The 13,900-nt window shown below is 64.8% G+C and carries 14 protein-coding genes and 1 pseudogene; 13 read left to right on the top strand and 2 right to left on the bottom strand.

All coding sequences use genetic code 11. From position 1 onward, the window contains the following. Positions 1-64: 64 nt before the first annotated feature. The 13 genes from AU193_RS22375 (at position 65) to AU193_RS22320 (ending at position 11,521) form a co-directional block, all read left to right on the top strand. A complete protein-coding gene (locus AU193_RS22375; RefSeq protein ID WP_064424572.1) occupies positions 65-664 on the top strand; it encodes a TetR/AcrR family transcriptional regulator in 600 nt (199 codons plus the stop codon). 109 nt (positions 665-773) lie between these two features. Next, the gene (locus AU193_RS22370) at positions 774-1,421 is read left to right on the top strand and encodes a hypothetical protein (RefSeq protein ID WP_253868023.1); all 648 of its coding nucleotides are present in this window, start codon (positions 774-776) and stop codon (positions 1,419-1,421) included. 332 nt (positions 1,422-1,753) lie between these two features. Next, a complete protein-coding gene (locus AU193_RS22365) occupies positions 1,754-3,283 on the top strand; it encodes a nitric oxide reductase activation protein NorD (RefSeq protein WP_064424570.1) in 1,530 nt (509 codons plus the stop codon). Further along, positions 3,280-4,071, top strand: a complete 792-nt coding sequence (locus tag AU193_RS22360; protein WP_064424569.1) for a CbbQ/NirQ/NorQ/GpvN family protein — start codon at positions 3,280-3,282, stop codon at positions 4,069-4,071. The genes AU193_RS22365 and AU193_RS22360 overlap by 4 nt, the downstream gene beginning before the upstream one ends. Positions 4,072-4,086: 15 nt before the next feature. Further along, positions 4,087-4,215, top strand: a complete 129-nt coding sequence (locus AU193_RS23740; RefSeq protein ID WP_256364342.1) for a hypothetical protein — start codon at positions 4,087-4,089, stop codon at positions 4,213-4,215. Further along, a complete protein-coding gene (locus tag AU193_RS22355) occupies positions 4,212-4,934 on the top strand; it encodes a hypothetical protein (protein WP_064424568.1) in 723 nt (240 codons plus the stop codon). Before AU193_RS23740 ends, AU193_RS22355 begins: the two co-directional genes overlap by 4 nt. A 21-nt stretch (positions 4,935-4,955) precedes the next feature. Further along, complete coding sequence (locus AU193_RS22350) at positions 4,956-5,396, top strand: hypothetical protein (RefSeq protein WP_064424567.1); 441 nt, start codon at positions 4,956-4,958, stop codon at positions 5,394-5,396. Next, positions 5,393-6,616: a cytochrome P450 gene (locus tag AU193_RS22345; RefSeq protein ID WP_064424566.1), complete on the top strand. Its 1,224-nt coding sequence runs from the start codon at positions 5,393-5,395 to the stop codon at positions 6,614-6,616. Before AU193_RS22350 ends, AU193_RS22345 begins: the two co-directional genes overlap by 4 nt. Then, a complete protein-coding gene (locus AU193_RS22340; RefSeq protein WP_064424565.1) occupies positions 6,613-7,662 on the top strand; it encodes a dihydrodipicolinate reductase in 1,050 nt (349 codons plus the stop codon). Before AU193_RS22345 ends, AU193_RS22340 begins: the two co-directional genes overlap by 4 nt. After that, positions 7,655-8,710 (top strand): hypothetical protein, encoded by a 1,056-nt coding sequence (locus tag AU193_RS22335; RefSeq protein ID WP_064424564.1) that lies wholly within the window; start codon positions 7,655-7,657, stop codon positions 8,708-8,710. The genes AU193_RS22340 and AU193_RS22335 overlap by 8 nt, the downstream gene beginning before the upstream one ends. Beyond that, positions 8,707-9,126, top strand: a complete 420-nt coding sequence (locus AU193_RS22330) for a hypothetical protein (RefSeq protein ID WP_064424563.1) — start codon at positions 8,707-8,709, stop codon at positions 9,124-9,126. Before AU193_RS22335 ends, AU193_RS22330 begins: the two co-directional genes overlap by 4 nt. Beyond that, the gene (locus tag AU193_RS22325) at positions 9,123-10,298 is read left to right on the top strand and encodes a cytochrome P450 (RefSeq protein ID WP_064424562.1); all 1,176 of its coding nucleotides are present in this window, start codon (positions 9,123-9,125) and stop codon (positions 10,296-10,298) included. The genes AU193_RS22330 and AU193_RS22325 overlap by 4 nt, the downstream gene beginning before the upstream one ends. Beyond that, a complete protein-coding gene (locus AU193_RS22320; RefSeq protein ID WP_064424625.1) occupies positions 10,295-11,521 on the top strand; it encodes a cytochrome P450 in 1,227 nt (408 codons plus the stop codon). The genes AU193_RS22325 and AU193_RS22320 overlap by 4 nt, the downstream gene beginning before the upstream one ends. A gap of 163 nt (positions 11,522-11,684) precedes the next feature. Here AU193_RS22320 and AU193_RS22315 read toward each other — a convergent pair. Then, positions 11,685-12,312 (bottom strand): annotated as a pseudogene (locus AU193_RS22315) (hypothetical protein); the annotation flags it as partial. 111 nt (positions 12,313-12,423) lie between these two features. Beyond that, the gene (locus AU193_RS22310) at positions 12,424-13,890 is read right to left on the bottom strand and encodes an adenylate/guanylate cyclase domain-containing protein (protein ID WP_064424560.1); all 1,467 of its coding nucleotides are present in this window, start codon (positions 13,888-13,890) and stop codon (positions 12,424-12,426) included. Positions 13,891-13,900: the final 10 nt, after the last annotated feature.

The following is a 13,900-nucleotide window of genomic DNA, read 5'->3' as shown; positions in this document are numbered from 1 at the left end:
TCTCTGAATTGACTGCAGTCAATCACACATGTCAATACCTGATCGGTGTTGCTATCGTCGGGGCATGGCAGTCGTGGACAAACCCTCAGCGCGAGAGGCCAAACGCCTGCAGACCCGCGAGCGGCTCATGGGTGCCGCCATTGCCGAGTTCAAGCGGTCGGGGATGGCCGAGGCGGACGTGGGCGCCATCGTCGACGCTGCGGGAGTCGCGCACGGCACCTTCTTCTTCCACTTTCCCACGAAGCAACACGTGTTGCTCGAGCTGGAGCGGCGTGAAGAGGAGCGCATCGCCAAGCAGCTCGGTCGGTACGCCGATTCCGCCCGCAGCCTGTCGTCTGTGCTGCAGGAGGCCGTTCGACTGGTACTTGGGCTGGAACGCCGTCTTGGCGCCATCTTGTTCAAAGACTTTCTCGCCCTGCATTTCTCGCAGACCCGCCCTGCTGACGAAAGCAATGAGCATCCGGTCATCGTCAGGCTCGCCCAGGACATCGAGCGCGCGCAGAGATCGGGACGGGTCGCGCCGGACGTCAACCCGGTGAACAGCGCGGTGTTCTTCCTCCTCGGACTCTATGCGTTGTTGACGACCACGCACGAGTGGCCGACGCAGAGCTCGATGCTCGAGGACTATGTGGCGAGGACCTTGCGCGGCATCGAAGCCCGCTAACATTGTTGACTGAGGTCAGTCTTCCTGCAATGCTCAGGAGGCCGACTTTCAGGAGGGTGCCTTGACTCTGCGCACAGAACCCGTCACCGGCGGCGGTCTCGTCGAGCACATGGAGCGTTCCCGGCTGGCCCAGCGCCAGGCGGATAAGTGGCTCATTTCCGGCAGCCTGCTCATCGGTACCGCCGCCCTCGGCATCTTCGGTCTCCCGCTGTTTCTGCGGGGGGTATGGCTGCTGCGCAAGGCTCAGCGCGAGGGCCTCTCGGTGCGCCCGATGATCGTCACGCTCATCGGCTACCTGGTGATCATCGACGCGGCCATAAACACGGTGGGCTGGGCGCTCGACCTTGTCGCCAACCACACCATCCTCGCGCGAATCCTGTTGAACGGCTGGGGGGCAATGTTCGACGCCGGATACTTCTGGCACTACAACGAGTTGTGGCTCGGCGGTGCCGCCGGACCGGGGGAGAAGGCGATGGAGGTCGGGATGATCCTCACCGTCTTCACGATGCGGATCGCCGCCGGAATCGGTTTCCTGCAGATGAAGCGGTGGGGCCATCAATGGATGATCGTCACCTGCTGGATGGGTGTGCTCATCTGGTGCCTGTACGTCTTCAACATGACGATGTACGCCGACGTGCGATACGCGGGCACGATCTTCCCCGTTGTCGGGTGGTGGCTGTACGACATCTTCTACATCACGCCATTCCTCGCGATCCCCTATCTACACACGGTCAATCGCGAGATTTTTTCAGACTGACTAAACTCATTGACTGGAGTCAGCTCATGGATTACAAAGAGGGCTTACTATGACCGCTCAGGGCGCACTGTCGGCGCGCGGACCAGGCCCGCAAGGAGTGTTGACCGCTGTCGACGCCGTGATCATTGACTCGCTGTCGGTCCGACCGGTCGTCTCGCCCGTACGGCGTCACGAGTTCCGCTGACTGTAACCCGCTCCGAGGAGGCGTATACGTGGACTGGATCTGGGAGATACTTCGCTATGTCGCCGCCTGGGGCGGAACCGGTCTCATCATCTGGTTTTGGTACTGGATGTTCTCCAACATCGGAACCTTCTGAGCGAATCCGAAGTCGATGACTGAACTTTCCGATTCACACGCGATGGCGGTCGAGCGCAGCTGCGCGGTGACGGCTGTGGCCTTGAGTAGCCAACGGCGGCAGGGCGTTCGTCTCGTGACGGGGGAGCACCGGGCATTCGGCCTGAATGCGGCGCTGGACTTCGTTCACGTTCCCTACCCGATCGGCCGCGGCTGGACCCGTAGAACACTCACGTGCGGGATTGCACTGCAATGCTCGCCGTCGAAAGACTCGATCGTCGGATTCCGGTTGAGCGAACTGTCCGCACGCGAACTACGCGCGCTGACGGTCGTCGAAGCCGGTGTCGCACTTGGCTGGGTCTCCGAGCGCTGGCCCGGCCTACTGCCCGAGTTCCGGCGTGTGCTCGGCGAATTCGAGACGCTCGACGGTGACCTCGATGCGACCTCGATGTTGAATCGGGCGATTGCGCTGGCGCGCACCGGAGAATCGCTCGGTGTCGATCCGCTGTTCGGCCGGCTCCCGCTGGCGTACACCGCTCCGCAGAGTGTGTCGGACAAGCTACGCCGCACGCTCGGCAGGATGCCCTGGACTACGTCGGAGAAGCGGCTACCACGCCCCTACTCGATTCCTGTCGGCGGAGACGGCGGGATCCGCAACCCCAACCTCCCGCCCCCCAGTCGGCCGCAGGACAACGATCTCGACATCACGCCCGAGCACCGGCCCGGCATCCCGTATCCCGAGTGGAACCAGTGGACCAAGAGCTTCATGCGCGACCACGTCGCCGTGCTCGAGAGGGCGCATCCGTCGCGCACCCGTGAGCCGGAACCGGCACCCGCCGAGCTGCGAAGGTGGTTCGAGGAGCACACCCATCGCGCGATGAAGAACCGGTTGGAAGACGGCTCCGATCTCGATGTCGAACAGTACGTCAATCACTACATCGACCTGGCCACCGGAGAGGCGATCGAACCGCGCATCTTCCGCGAGCTGCTGCCCAGCAACCGGGACGTCACCACGGCCCTTCTGCTGGACGGCAGCTCGTCGCTGGGTGTCCACGGCGGCCGGATCTTCAAGCTGGAGCTCGCCTGCGCCGACGCGCTTTCGCGTGCGATGACACTGGCTCGTGAGCGGCACGGCATTTTCGTGTTCACCGGCAACACGCGTCACCGCGTCGAAGTCAGTTGCCTCAAGGACTTCGAGGACCGCAGATTCGTGCCACCCGGCCGCCTGGGTCTGGCCACCGGCGGCTACACCCGGCTGGGGGCACCGCTGCGCCATCTGACCAGCCGGCTGCTGGCGCAACCATCCGAGCGCCGACTGCTCATCGTGATCGGTGACGGGCTCATCTCCGATGAAGGGTACGAAGGCCGTTACGCCTGGGCCGACGCCGCACACGCCGTCGAGGAGGCCAACGATGCCGGCGTGAGCGTCTACTACGTCGGCGTCGGCCCCACCCGGGTCGATCCCCTGCCGGAGGTCTTCGGACCTCGCCGTTCACAACGCATTCGACGAGTCGAGGAGCTGCCCCGCGTGCTTGCCCATGTCCATCGCGAACTGGTGGCCGCATGAATTACTACGCGAACGCCGACGAGATCCAGCTGTTCGAGCAGGCGTATCGGCAACGCCTGCCCGTGATGCTGACCGGGCCGACCGGCTGCGGTAAGACCCGCCTCGTCGAGCACATGGGAGTCCTGCTGCGACGGCCCGTCGTCACGATCAGCTGCCATGACGACCTGACGAGCTCCGACCTGGTCGGGCGGTTCATGGTCACCGGTGGTGATGTCGTGTGGACCGACGGACCGCTCACCCGGGCCGTGAAGGACGGTGCGATCTGCTACCTCGACGAGGTGGTGGAGGCCCGCCACGATTCGCTCGCGATCCTGCACTCGCTGACCGACCACCGCCGGGCGCTGTACCTCGACCGCGCGGGTGAGGTGGTTCGGGCGCCGGACACCTTCATGCTGGTCTGCTCGTACAACCCCGCCTACCGCAGTTCGCTCAAAGAACTGAAACCGTCCTTCCGCCAACGCTTCGTCACGCTGCCGATGAAGTACCTGGCACCCGAGCGCGAAGCGGAGGTCATCGTCTCCGAGACCGGTGTCGACCCCACGACCGCGACGCGGCTTGTGCAGTGTGCCACCGCGATCCGTACCGCCGACGAGGCGTTCCACTTCGAACCGCCGTCGACCCGCGTGCTCGTGACGGCCGCGCGGCTGATCGTCGCGGGCGCAACAGAACTCGAGGCCGCGGAAGCCTGCATCCTCGCACCGCTGTCCACCGACGGTGCCATCACCGACGGATTGCGTGAAGTCGCCGTGGCCAGCTTGGCCGCTGACGTCCCGAGCACCTCCCGTTAGGAAGGAGTCCGCCATATGGATCAGAAAGAGCGCAAGCGTAAGAAGGCGCTGATCATCCTGCAGATAGTCATCTACGGCTACCTGTTCACGATGTTCGCGATCCAGCTCTACATGTCGTTCGCGCGCGGATGGTGGGAGTTGTGAATCTGCCGCTGCTGAACCGCCGTTCCAAGACGCCGGCCGCGCTGGATGGTTCCGTGAGCCTCGAGGAGCACCACGAGGAATCTCGGCTCGCCCAACGCCGGGCCGACAAGTGGATGATCGTCGGCGCAGCGCTGATGGGCATGTGGGCGCCCGGCCTGATCGGATTTCCGATCTTCATGCGTGGCGTGTGGCTGCAACGTCAGGCCGCGCGCGCCGGACTCTCGATGCGGCCGATGATCGTCACCCTGATCGGATATCTCGTCCTGATCGACGGCATGCTCAACAGCCTCGGCTGGGCACTCGACCTCGTCGCCAACACCACGCTGATCAACCGGGTGCTGATGGTCGGCTGGGGTGCGATGTTCGACGCCGGTTACTTCTGGCACTACAACGAGCTTTGGGTCGGGGGCGCGGCCGGGCCCGGCGAGAAGTCCATGGTGTTCGGCATGATCCTGACGGTCTTCGCGATGCGATGCGCCGCGGCGATCGGTTTCCTGCAGATGAAGCGGTGGGGACATCAGTGGATGATCATCACCTGCTGGATGGGTGTGCTCATCTGGTGCCTGTACGTGTTCAACATGACGATGTATGCCGACGTGCGCTACGCCGGGGTCGTCTTCCCGGTCATCGGATGGTGGCTTTACGACATCTTCTACATCACGCCCTTCCTGGCCATTCCGTATCTCCACACGGTCAACCGCGAAATCTTCTCCGACTGAACAGGTTCAAGGAGCCCAGCCATGACATCGTCTTCGCCGACACCCGAGATCACCGGAAAAGAACCGGGGGATGATCTGCCACCGGGCACCACGCCGTACTACGCGCGGATGCACCTCTACATCAAGCGGGCAGTGCTGGTCTGCCTGGTGGCGCTGGTGATCGAGGGAGCCTTCACGTTGCCCTTCATGGCGGTCTATTACGGCTATCCCACTCTCAGCCTCACCGAGATCTGCAGCGAACTGCTCAAGGTCCGCTATTCCGATGACACGCTGGAATGCAAGGTCCCGTACCCGCCACTGGGTCCCCCCGAGGGTGCTGAGGGCAAGGACACCGCTCAAGACGAATGGGGCATTCAACCGGTGCCCAAGTACAACAGGATCGGCTGGCGTGAACTGGTCCGCATCCACGAAGAACGCGAAGCACGGCAAGCCGCTGAAGCGCAGGGGATTCCGGCTCCGTGACTCGCAAGTCGCCGGAGGAACACGCGGAGAACTGGGATCTTCGAGACGAGGATTTCAACGACGACAGCCTCCTCTACGACGTGTATGCGGCGATGCGACGCGAAGCCCCTTTCACCCACACCGGCACCCCGTTTCTCACGACCATGCCGAACAGCGCCTGGGTGGCGGTGCGCTACGCCGAGTGCTACCGGATCCTGCAGGACTGGCAGCATTTCTCGAGCAATCCGACTCCGGACGCGACCGAGGCGTTCGGCGGTGACCTGGTGATCACGCTTGACCCGCCCCGGCAGCAGAAGTTCCGCAGGGTGCTCAACCCCTACTTCTCGCCGGCGCGGATGAAGGCGCTACGACCCCAGATCCGCGACGAGACCGACCGGCTGATCGACGATTTCATCACCACCGGGCGCGGCGACCTTGCGCAGGTCGCGTGGCGTCAGCCGGGCATCGTGTTCTTCAAGTACGTGCTGGGCATGCCGGTCGAGGACGTCCCGTTGTGCATCGAACTCACCGACACCGCACTCAACGGCGCCACTGAGGAGGAGCGGGCACCCGCCTGGGGCGGGCTGTATCAGCACATCCACGACGCGGTCACCGCACGCACCGACGCGCCGCCCCGCGACGACATGATCGACGTGCTACTGGGCGCCGAGATCGACGGGGAGCGGCTGCCGTTCAACGACGTGGTGGCCAATGCCATGCTGCTTGTCCAGGCCGGACTGGAGACGACGGCCAGCGCGATGTCGTGGTCCTTCCACTATCTGGCGACTCACTCGGCCGAGCGGGACCGGCTGATCGGCGAACCCGAACTGCTGCCGCGCGCGGTGGAGGAGTTCATCCGCTTCGGTGGATCGATCCACGGCATACCCCGCACGGTCGCCGATGAAGTCGAGTTGGGCGGTCGGACCTTTCACCCGGGCGAGGCGGTCATCGTGAACTACGCCTCGGCCAACCGCGACGAGGAGGCGTTCGTCGATGCGCACCGATGCATCCTGGACCGGCGGGACAACCGCCATCTGGGTTTCGGCGCCGGTGTGCATCGGTGTCTGGGGTCCAACCTGGCCCGGTTGGAACTACAGGTGGGCTTGCAACAGGTGCTGACCCGAATGCCGAAATTCACCCTCGACCCCGCGAAACCACCGTTGTTCACGGGCAATTCGATTACCCGCGGCTTCCGCTCGCTTCCCGTTTCGTTCGACCCTGCCGAACGGTCGGCGGCATGACGTATCGAATCGTCCAGTGGACGACTGGGAACGTGGGCAGGCGATCGGTCCGCGCGGTCGCCCTCAATCCGGGGCTGGAACTGGTCGGGTGCTATGCGTGGTCGAAGGACAAGGTCGGTCGCGATGTAGGGGAGTTGTGCGGCATCGACCCGCTCGGGGTGGCCGCGACCGACGACGTCGACGCCCTGCTGGCGCTGAGGCCGGATTGCGTTGTCTACAACCCCATGTTCGCCGATGTGGACGAGATGGTGCGGATTCTGCACGCGGGCATCAACATGGTCTCCACATCGGAGTTCATCACCGGACACTTCTTCGGCGTCGACCGCGATCGCATCGTCGAGGCATGCCGGCAGGGCGGGTCAACCATCTTCGGCAGCGGAATCAACCCCGGCTTCATCCAGTTGTTCGCCATCGTTTCGGCAGGGTTGTCGGAGCGCGTGAACAAGGTGTCGGTCGTGGAGGCCATCGACACGACCATCTACAACTCACCGGCCACCGAAAAGCCCATGGGCTTCGGCTATCCCATCGATCGACCCGATCTGAGGCAGATCACCGAACAGGGCTCGGCCATCTTCCGCGACGGCGTCCTGCTGATCGCCGACGCGCTCGGCGTCGAACTCGACGACGTGTGTTGTGATGTCGCCTACGCCCAGACCACCGAAGACCTTCATCTACCGGGTGACTGGACCATCGCAAAGGGCTGTGTCGCCGGAGTCGACGTCGGTTGGAAGGGGATCGTCGGCGGCAAGGAGGTCATCGAGATCCGCGGCCGGTGGCGCAAGGGCCAGACGTTGGACCCCGACTGGGAACTGGACATGGGCTATACCATCGAAATCCTTGGGACACCGACGATCAAGACGACTCTGAGCTTTCTGCCGCCTGCCGACTTCGTCGGTGAGACGTTGGACGACTACATCATGCTGGGCCTGTCGATCGTCGCGATGCCCGCGATCACCGCGATCCCGGCCGTCGTGGCGGCGCCGCCAGGCATCGCCACCTACAACGATCTGCCGCTTCTACTTCCGCGGGGAGTCCTCGATGTCTGAGAAGACCTACCGGGTCATTCAGTGGATGACGGGCGACGTCGGCCGGGCCGGAGTCCGACATTTCGCCCAGTGTCCGGTGTTCGAGCTTGTCGGTGTGCTGGTGCACAGCAAGGACAAGGTCGGAAGGGACGCCGGTGAGATCGCGGGCATAGCGCCGACCGGGGTGATCGCGACCGATGACGTGGAGTCGATCACCGCCCTGGACGCCGACTGCGTGTTCTACACACCGGTGATCATGGACATCGACACGGTCTGCGGCCTGCTGCGCTCGGGTAAGAACGTCGTCACCACGAGCGGCTTCTTCCATCCGACAGACGATTTCCGCGAAGGTGGCGACAAGATCCGGGCCGCGTGCCAGGACGGCGGCGCGTCGTTCCATGCCGGCGGGATTCACCCCGGCTTCGCCGGCGACATCCTTCCGCTCACGCTCGCCCGCGTCGCCAGCAGGATCGACAAGATCGAGGTGTGGGAAGTCGTCAATGTGCTGACCGACGCACCGATGGATCACATCGACTGGATGGGGTTCGGCAAGGACAAAGACAAATTCCTGTCGGAACCGACGATTCTCGGCCTCGGCGTGCCGTTCTTCGCCCAGTCGATGCACATGGTCGCCGACGGCCTCGGCGTGACCATTGACGACGTGACCGCCGACGTCAGGGCTGCCGTGGCAACCGAGGACATTCCCCACGACCAGGGGGCCATCCCGCGCGGAACCGTTGCCGCACAACACCACGAGTGGACGGCTTGGGTCGACGGCAGTCCGTTGATCGTCTATCACGCCATCTACGTGACCGCGGGCCCCGGCGAACTCGACCCCGCGTGGGACTGGGGCAGGACCCGCTATCGCATCGCGATCGAGGGCGATCCGCCCAATGAACTCACGATGCACGGCTTGGTGGCGGCGGACGGGTCCATGACTCACCCGGGTTATACCTGGACCGCGATGGGCCCCATCAACGCCATCCCCGATGTCTGCGACGGCCCGCCCGGCTGGCTGACCCACTTGGACCTTGGCCTGGTCCGACCGCGCGGACTGGTTCGCAGATGACCGGTGACCCATTGCAGTTGCACCACGTCGTGTTCGCGGTCGCGCCGGAACGGCGGGTCGCGATGGCGTCGCTGTTCACCGATCTCGGCTTCACATTCGACGAAGCCGAACTGACCGAACTCGGGGTGCGCGTCCATCTGGACTGGAACCGGGGGATCGAGCTGATCAGCCCGATCCCCGGCTCGACGGCGTCGGTGGCGGCGTACGTCACCGAGTTCCTCCAGCGCCAGGGTGACGGTGTCTACACGGTCGTGCTCCGGGTGCCGGACGCCTCGGCGGCGGAATCGATCGCCGAACGCTACGGCTCGACCACCCGCTTCCGTCAAGGTTTTTCGGGAGAGGGTTCATATCTCGACGAGATCGACCTGTCGGTCCTGGGGCTTCCATTGACATTCCTAGCCACCAACGTGTCATGACCGACGCACTCGGGTTGACGCAGGTCCGTTACGAGGATCTGCCCATGGCACGGGACCGAGGGGCCGGCTGGGCCAAACTGCGCGAGCTGGGCTCGGTGCTTCACGGCGAGGGCTGGTATTACTTCACCCGACGCGAGGATGTGCTTGCCGCACTGCGGGATCCCGAGACGTTCTCGTCGAGGACCGACTACGACGACATGATCAGCCCGGTGCCCCTGGTGCCGCTCGGCTTCGATCCTCCCGAGCACACCCGTTACCGCCGGATTCTGCATCCCTACTTCAGCCCGCAGACGCTCTCCGGGCTGCTGCCGTCGCTGCAGGCGCAGGTGATCGACATCATCGATGAGATCGCCGGCCGTTCCGAGTGCGAAGTGATGGCCGATCTCGCGATCCCGTATCCGTCGCAGGTGTTTCTGACGCTGTTCGGTCTTCCGCTCGAGGATCGCGAACGCCTGATCGCGTGGAAGGATGCGATCATCGCGGTCAGCCTCGCGACCGACCCCGACAGCGTGGACCTGACCCCGGCGGCCGAGCTCTTCGGCTACCTCACCGAAGCCGTTCGGACACAGCGGGAGTCGCCACGGGAAGGCATACTGTCCGACCTGCTGCACGGTGAGGATGCGCTGTCCGACGCCGAAGCGACCGGGATGTCGCTCGTGTTCGTCCTCGCGGGCCTGGACACCGTCACCGCATCGATCGGCGCCGCGATGCTGGAGCTGGCCCGTCGCCCTGACCTGCGCCGGCACCTGAAGGACAACCCCGACGACGTCGGCGCGTTCGTGGAGGAGGTGATCCGGCTGGAGCCCGCGGCGCCGGTGCTCGGGCGCGTGACCACCCGGCCGGTGACCGTCGCGGGTGTGATGTTGCCCGCCGGAGCGCAAGTTCGGCTCTGTGTCGGCGCGGTCAACCGCGACGGAAGCGACGCGCACTCCGGCGACGATCTGGTGATGGACGGCAAACTGCACAAGCACTGGGGCTTCGGCGGCGGACCTCACCGCTGCTTGGGCGCACACCTGGCGCGGATGGAACTGAGGCTCGTTGTGACCGAATGGCTGAGGCGCATACCGGAATTCGACGTCGTTCCCGGCTATTTCCCCGAGATCGCGTGGCCGTCGGCGACCTGCTCGCTGCGCGACCTGCCCCTGCGGATCCGGTCGGGGACGACGCAATGACCTCCGGAGCGGCGAAGCCCAGCGTCTTCGATGCCGGGTTGCCGACGCTGTCCTACGACATCACGGCGACGCCCCAGGAGATCTATCCGGAGTTTCGGCAAGCGCAGCGGGAGGCGCCGATCGCGCTCGGACCCATCGGACCCGAGGTGTTGTCCTACGAACTGGCCAGGACCGTGCTGCGCGACCCCCGCTTCGGAATCCCACAGGGCATCCATCTGTCCGCGCACGGCATCACCTCAGGGGAGTTGTGGGACAGGGTGACCCGCAGCATCTTGAACATGGACGGCGACGAGCACCGTCGATTGCGCGGGTTGGTGTCGAAGGCGTTCACGCCGCGCGGAACGGCGCGCATGGACCCCACCATCCGCACCGTGGTCAACGAACTGATCGATCGGGTCGCCGACCGCGGCCGGTGCGAGTTCGTCGACGACATCGCCAGGCCGTACCCGATCCCGGTCATCTGCGCGCTCTTGGGCGCACCCCGCCAGGATTGGCAACGGTTCTCCCGGTGGGCCGAGGACATCTTCAAGATCGTCAGCTTCGACTGCGATCTGGCCGAGGAAGAAACGGTTGTCCTGAAGGCGTGGGACGAATTCGACTGCTACATCGACGAGATGATCGCACACCGGCGTGAGAACCTCACCGACGATCTGCTCTCCGAGCTCATCCGAACCGAAGACGACGGTGACCGACTCAATGCCGGGGAGCTTCGCATGCTGGCGTTCAGCATCCTGATCGCGGGCACCGATACCACCCGAAGTCAGCTCGCGGCGTCGATGCAGGTGTTGTGCGAGCACCCCGAGCAGTGGGAGCTTCTACGCAACGAACCCGCCCTCGCGATGTGCGCCGTCGAAGAAACGATGCGGCATTCACCGTCGATGTGCAGCACCGTCCGCAGCGCCATCGATGACGTCACCATCGGCGAATACACCTTCCCGGCAGGGACATTCATCATTGTCAACACCTACGCGGCCAACCGCGATCCGGCCATCTACGCGGACCCGACCCGCTTCGACATCACCCGTAGCGGTCCGCCGCCCATCCTCACCTTCGGTGGCGGCGTCCATTACTGCCTGGGCGCCAACCTCGCGCGGCGGGAACTCGCCGAGGCGCTGGTCATCATCGCGCGACGCATGTCGAACCCACGTGTGGTCGGGCCGGCACCGTGGAAGCCGCTTCTCGGTATGAGCGGACCGACCAGCCTGCCGATAGCGTTCGGCTGATGCGCTACAAACTCGATCCCGACGTGCTGCACACCGTCGCTGCGCAGGTCGTCGGATTGTGACCACCCTGCCGTTCGCGATGGTCGATACGCTGCTGGTGTCACTCGAACTGGAGTCGGTCCGCCGCTCGACGGTCGAGTTCGCGCGGTTGATCCGTCGGCGACCGCTTCCACGCGCCCGGTAGGAAACAGGCCGATATAGCCGAGATCACCGAAACAGCAACGAGATACGCCATGATCGAGCTACTGGATTTCGTGGCGGAATACAAAGCGGTGGCGATCGTGGGCGCGAATGCCGAACCTACCACTTGCGACAGCGTGTAGCCGATCGAGACGCCGCTGTAGCGCACGTCGGGGTCGAACGCCAGGCTGAACAACGAGCCGGTGACGCCGGCGGCCGGTGCCATCGCGAGCCCGAACACCAATAGGAGTGCGACCCCGAAGAGCAGCGCGCTGCCCGTGTTGATCAACGCGAACGCCGGGCCGATCGATATGCCCATCAGGATCACACCCGCGAGGAAGACGGGCTTTCGGCCCAAACGATCGGACAACGCGCCGAACATCGGGTAGGTCCCGACAGCGACCACCGCCGCGACGGCCGAAGACCACACCGCCGAGGGGGCGGGCGATGAATCCGACACCAAAGGTGGCGAACGACAACAGCAGTCCCGTCGCCGGCGACACGGCCGGGAAGAACAGCTTCGGGAACACCAACGCGGCGGCCGTGCCGTAGATGAGGAAGTCGTAGAACTCGACCGTTGTTCCGATGAAGCTGGCCAACCCCACGCGCATCGGCGAGGCCGGCGAAGACACCGTCGACATGCATCGATTGTGTGGCATACGTGTTTTCGCTGCACCCGGCGGGAAAACCTTCGCGGCGATATGCGGCGACGCTCCGCGTCTCTAACCAGCGCCCGCGGCCGGTGCCCACATCCTCGTGGGCACGGATCGGCCCCGTAGGGTTTCCGTCCCCTGCGGCGCCCAGCATCGTCTCTCGGCCTCGCCGGCGCGTTCGAGCGCGGTGCCCGAGCACAGCGCTCGCGTGTTGAATTCCTTGGCGCGGTCGGCCAGCCGCGCCGCCTCGTTGACCGCGTCCCCGACGACGGTGTATTCGTAACGGTTCTCGGCGCCGATATTGCCTGCAAACACGGGGCCGACCGAGACACCGATCCCGAAGTCGAGTTGCAGGCGTTGCAGGTCGGTGACGAGCGTGCGTGCGGTCGTCAGCGCCGCCGATGCCGGATCGTCGATGCTCAGCGGAGCGCCGAACACCGCCAGCGCCGCATCGCCTTGAAATTTGTTGATCAAGCCGTGCCGCTCGTCCACCGCCGCGACGACGATACGAAAGAAGTCGTTGAGGAGTTCGGCAACCTCGGCCGGCTCGTGGGTGGCCGCCAACTTGGTCGAGCCGACCAGATCGATGAACAAGACCGCGACCTCGCGTTCGTCGCCTGACAATGACTCGTTTTCTTCCACGGCCCGGCGCACAACATCCTCGCCGACATGGCGGCCGAACAGATCGCGCAGTCTTTCCCGCTCGCGCAGCCCGGCCACCATGCTGTTGAAACCGCGTTGCAGATGACCGATCTCGGACCACTCGTAGACCGCTACCGACCGGTCGATATGGCCGCGTTCCACTTCGGCCATCGCCTGCACGACCTCTCGAACGGGGTCGGAGATCGACATGGAGGTAAGGATCAAAGAACGAAGACCGAGAACGACTGCGACCAGCGCGAGCACCAGCAGCGCCAACTCAATAGCGGCCGTGTCCTCGATCAGCCATCCCCTGCTGCGCATGACCAACAGCGCTGCGATGGCTACGCCCGGCAGCGCGGTACACACGGTCCACATCAGCATCAACCGGGCCCGGACGCCCGGCGCGATCAGCCTCGGCAGCGCCGAATCCGTTGCGACGCTCGCTAATACGGGTCGCAACGTCCGCAATGTGAACAGAAAGCCGGTGCACACGGTGGCGATCACGCCGAAGAGCATCGCTGACCCGATGACCGCTAGCACTTCGGGACCGGCGCCCAGATTCATCGGAACCAAGACTGCGGCGTTGAGGACCCACGGCGTCAGCGTGGCGGCGGACTGGCGGTGCATTATCTGCAACGTCCACCGTCGTTCGGCGGCGGTGGGGGGGCGTCCCTCGCGCAGATAGCGCAGGGGTGGAAGGACGATGTACACGGCACTGGCAGCGACCGTCGCGGTACCCGCGAGGAGCAGTACGCCCGTGATGATCACGTTGGCGGGCGTGATCACGCTGCGCCCGCCCAGCGACGCGACAAGGAGGATGACCTCGGCGGCGGTGAGCAGATAGGCAGACGCGAGCCCTGCCGCGTACCGGAAGAGCAGGCGGCGTGGCCTCACGCAGTGGACG

It is taken from the genome of Mycobacterium sp. GA-1285, from assembly GCF_001499905.1.
Lineage (GTDB): Bacteria > Actinomycetota > Actinomycetes > Mycobacteriales > Mycobacteriaceae > Mycobacterium.
This window is presented reverse-complemented; position numbering and strand designations above follow the sequence as displayed.

Bases quoted from the DNA above. Each gene is read 5' to 3' on its own strand.
- AU193_RS22375 (WP_064424572.1), top strand. From the start codon at position 65: ATGGCAGTCGTGGACAAACCCTCAGCGCGAGAGGCCAAACGCCTGCAG.
- AU193_RS22370 (WP_253868023.1), top strand. From the start codon at position 774: ATGGAGCGTTCCCGGCTGGCCCAGCGCCAGGCGGATAAGTGGCTCATT.
- AU193_RS22365 (WP_064424570.1), top strand. From the start codon at position 1,754: ATGACTGAACTTTCCGATTCACACGCGATGGCGGTCGAGCGCAGCTGC.
- AU193_RS22360 (WP_064424569.1), top strand. From the start codon at position 3,280: ATGAATTACTACGCGAACGCCGACGAGATCCAGCTGTTCGAGCAGGCG.
- AU193_RS23740 (WP_256364342.1), top strand. From the start codon at position 4,087: ATGGATCAGAAAGAGCGCAAGCGTAAGAAGGCGCTGATCATCCTGCAG.
- AU193_RS22350 (WP_064424567.1), top strand. From the start codon at position 4,956: ATGACATCGTCTTCGCCGACACCCGAGATCACCGGAAAAGAACCGGGG.
- AU193_RS22340 (WP_064424565.1), top strand. From the start codon at position 6,613: ATGACGTATCGAATCGTCCAGTGGACGACTGGGAACGTGGGCAGGCGA.
- AU193_RS22335 (WP_064424564.1), top strand. From the start codon at position 7,655: ATGTCTGAGAAGACCTACCGGGTCATTCAGTGGATGACGGGCGACGTC.
- AU193_RS22330 (WP_064424563.1), top strand. From the start codon at position 8,707: ATGACCGGTGACCCATTGCAGTTGCACCACGTCGTGTTCGCGGTCGCG.
- AU193_RS22325 (WP_064424562.1), top strand. From the start codon at position 9,123: ATGACCGACGCACTCGGGTTGACGCAGGTCCGTTACGAGGATCTGCCC.
- AU193_RS22320 (WP_064424625.1), top strand. From the start codon at position 10,295: ATGACCTCCGGAGCGGCGAAGCCCAGCGTCTTCGATGCCGGGTTGCCG.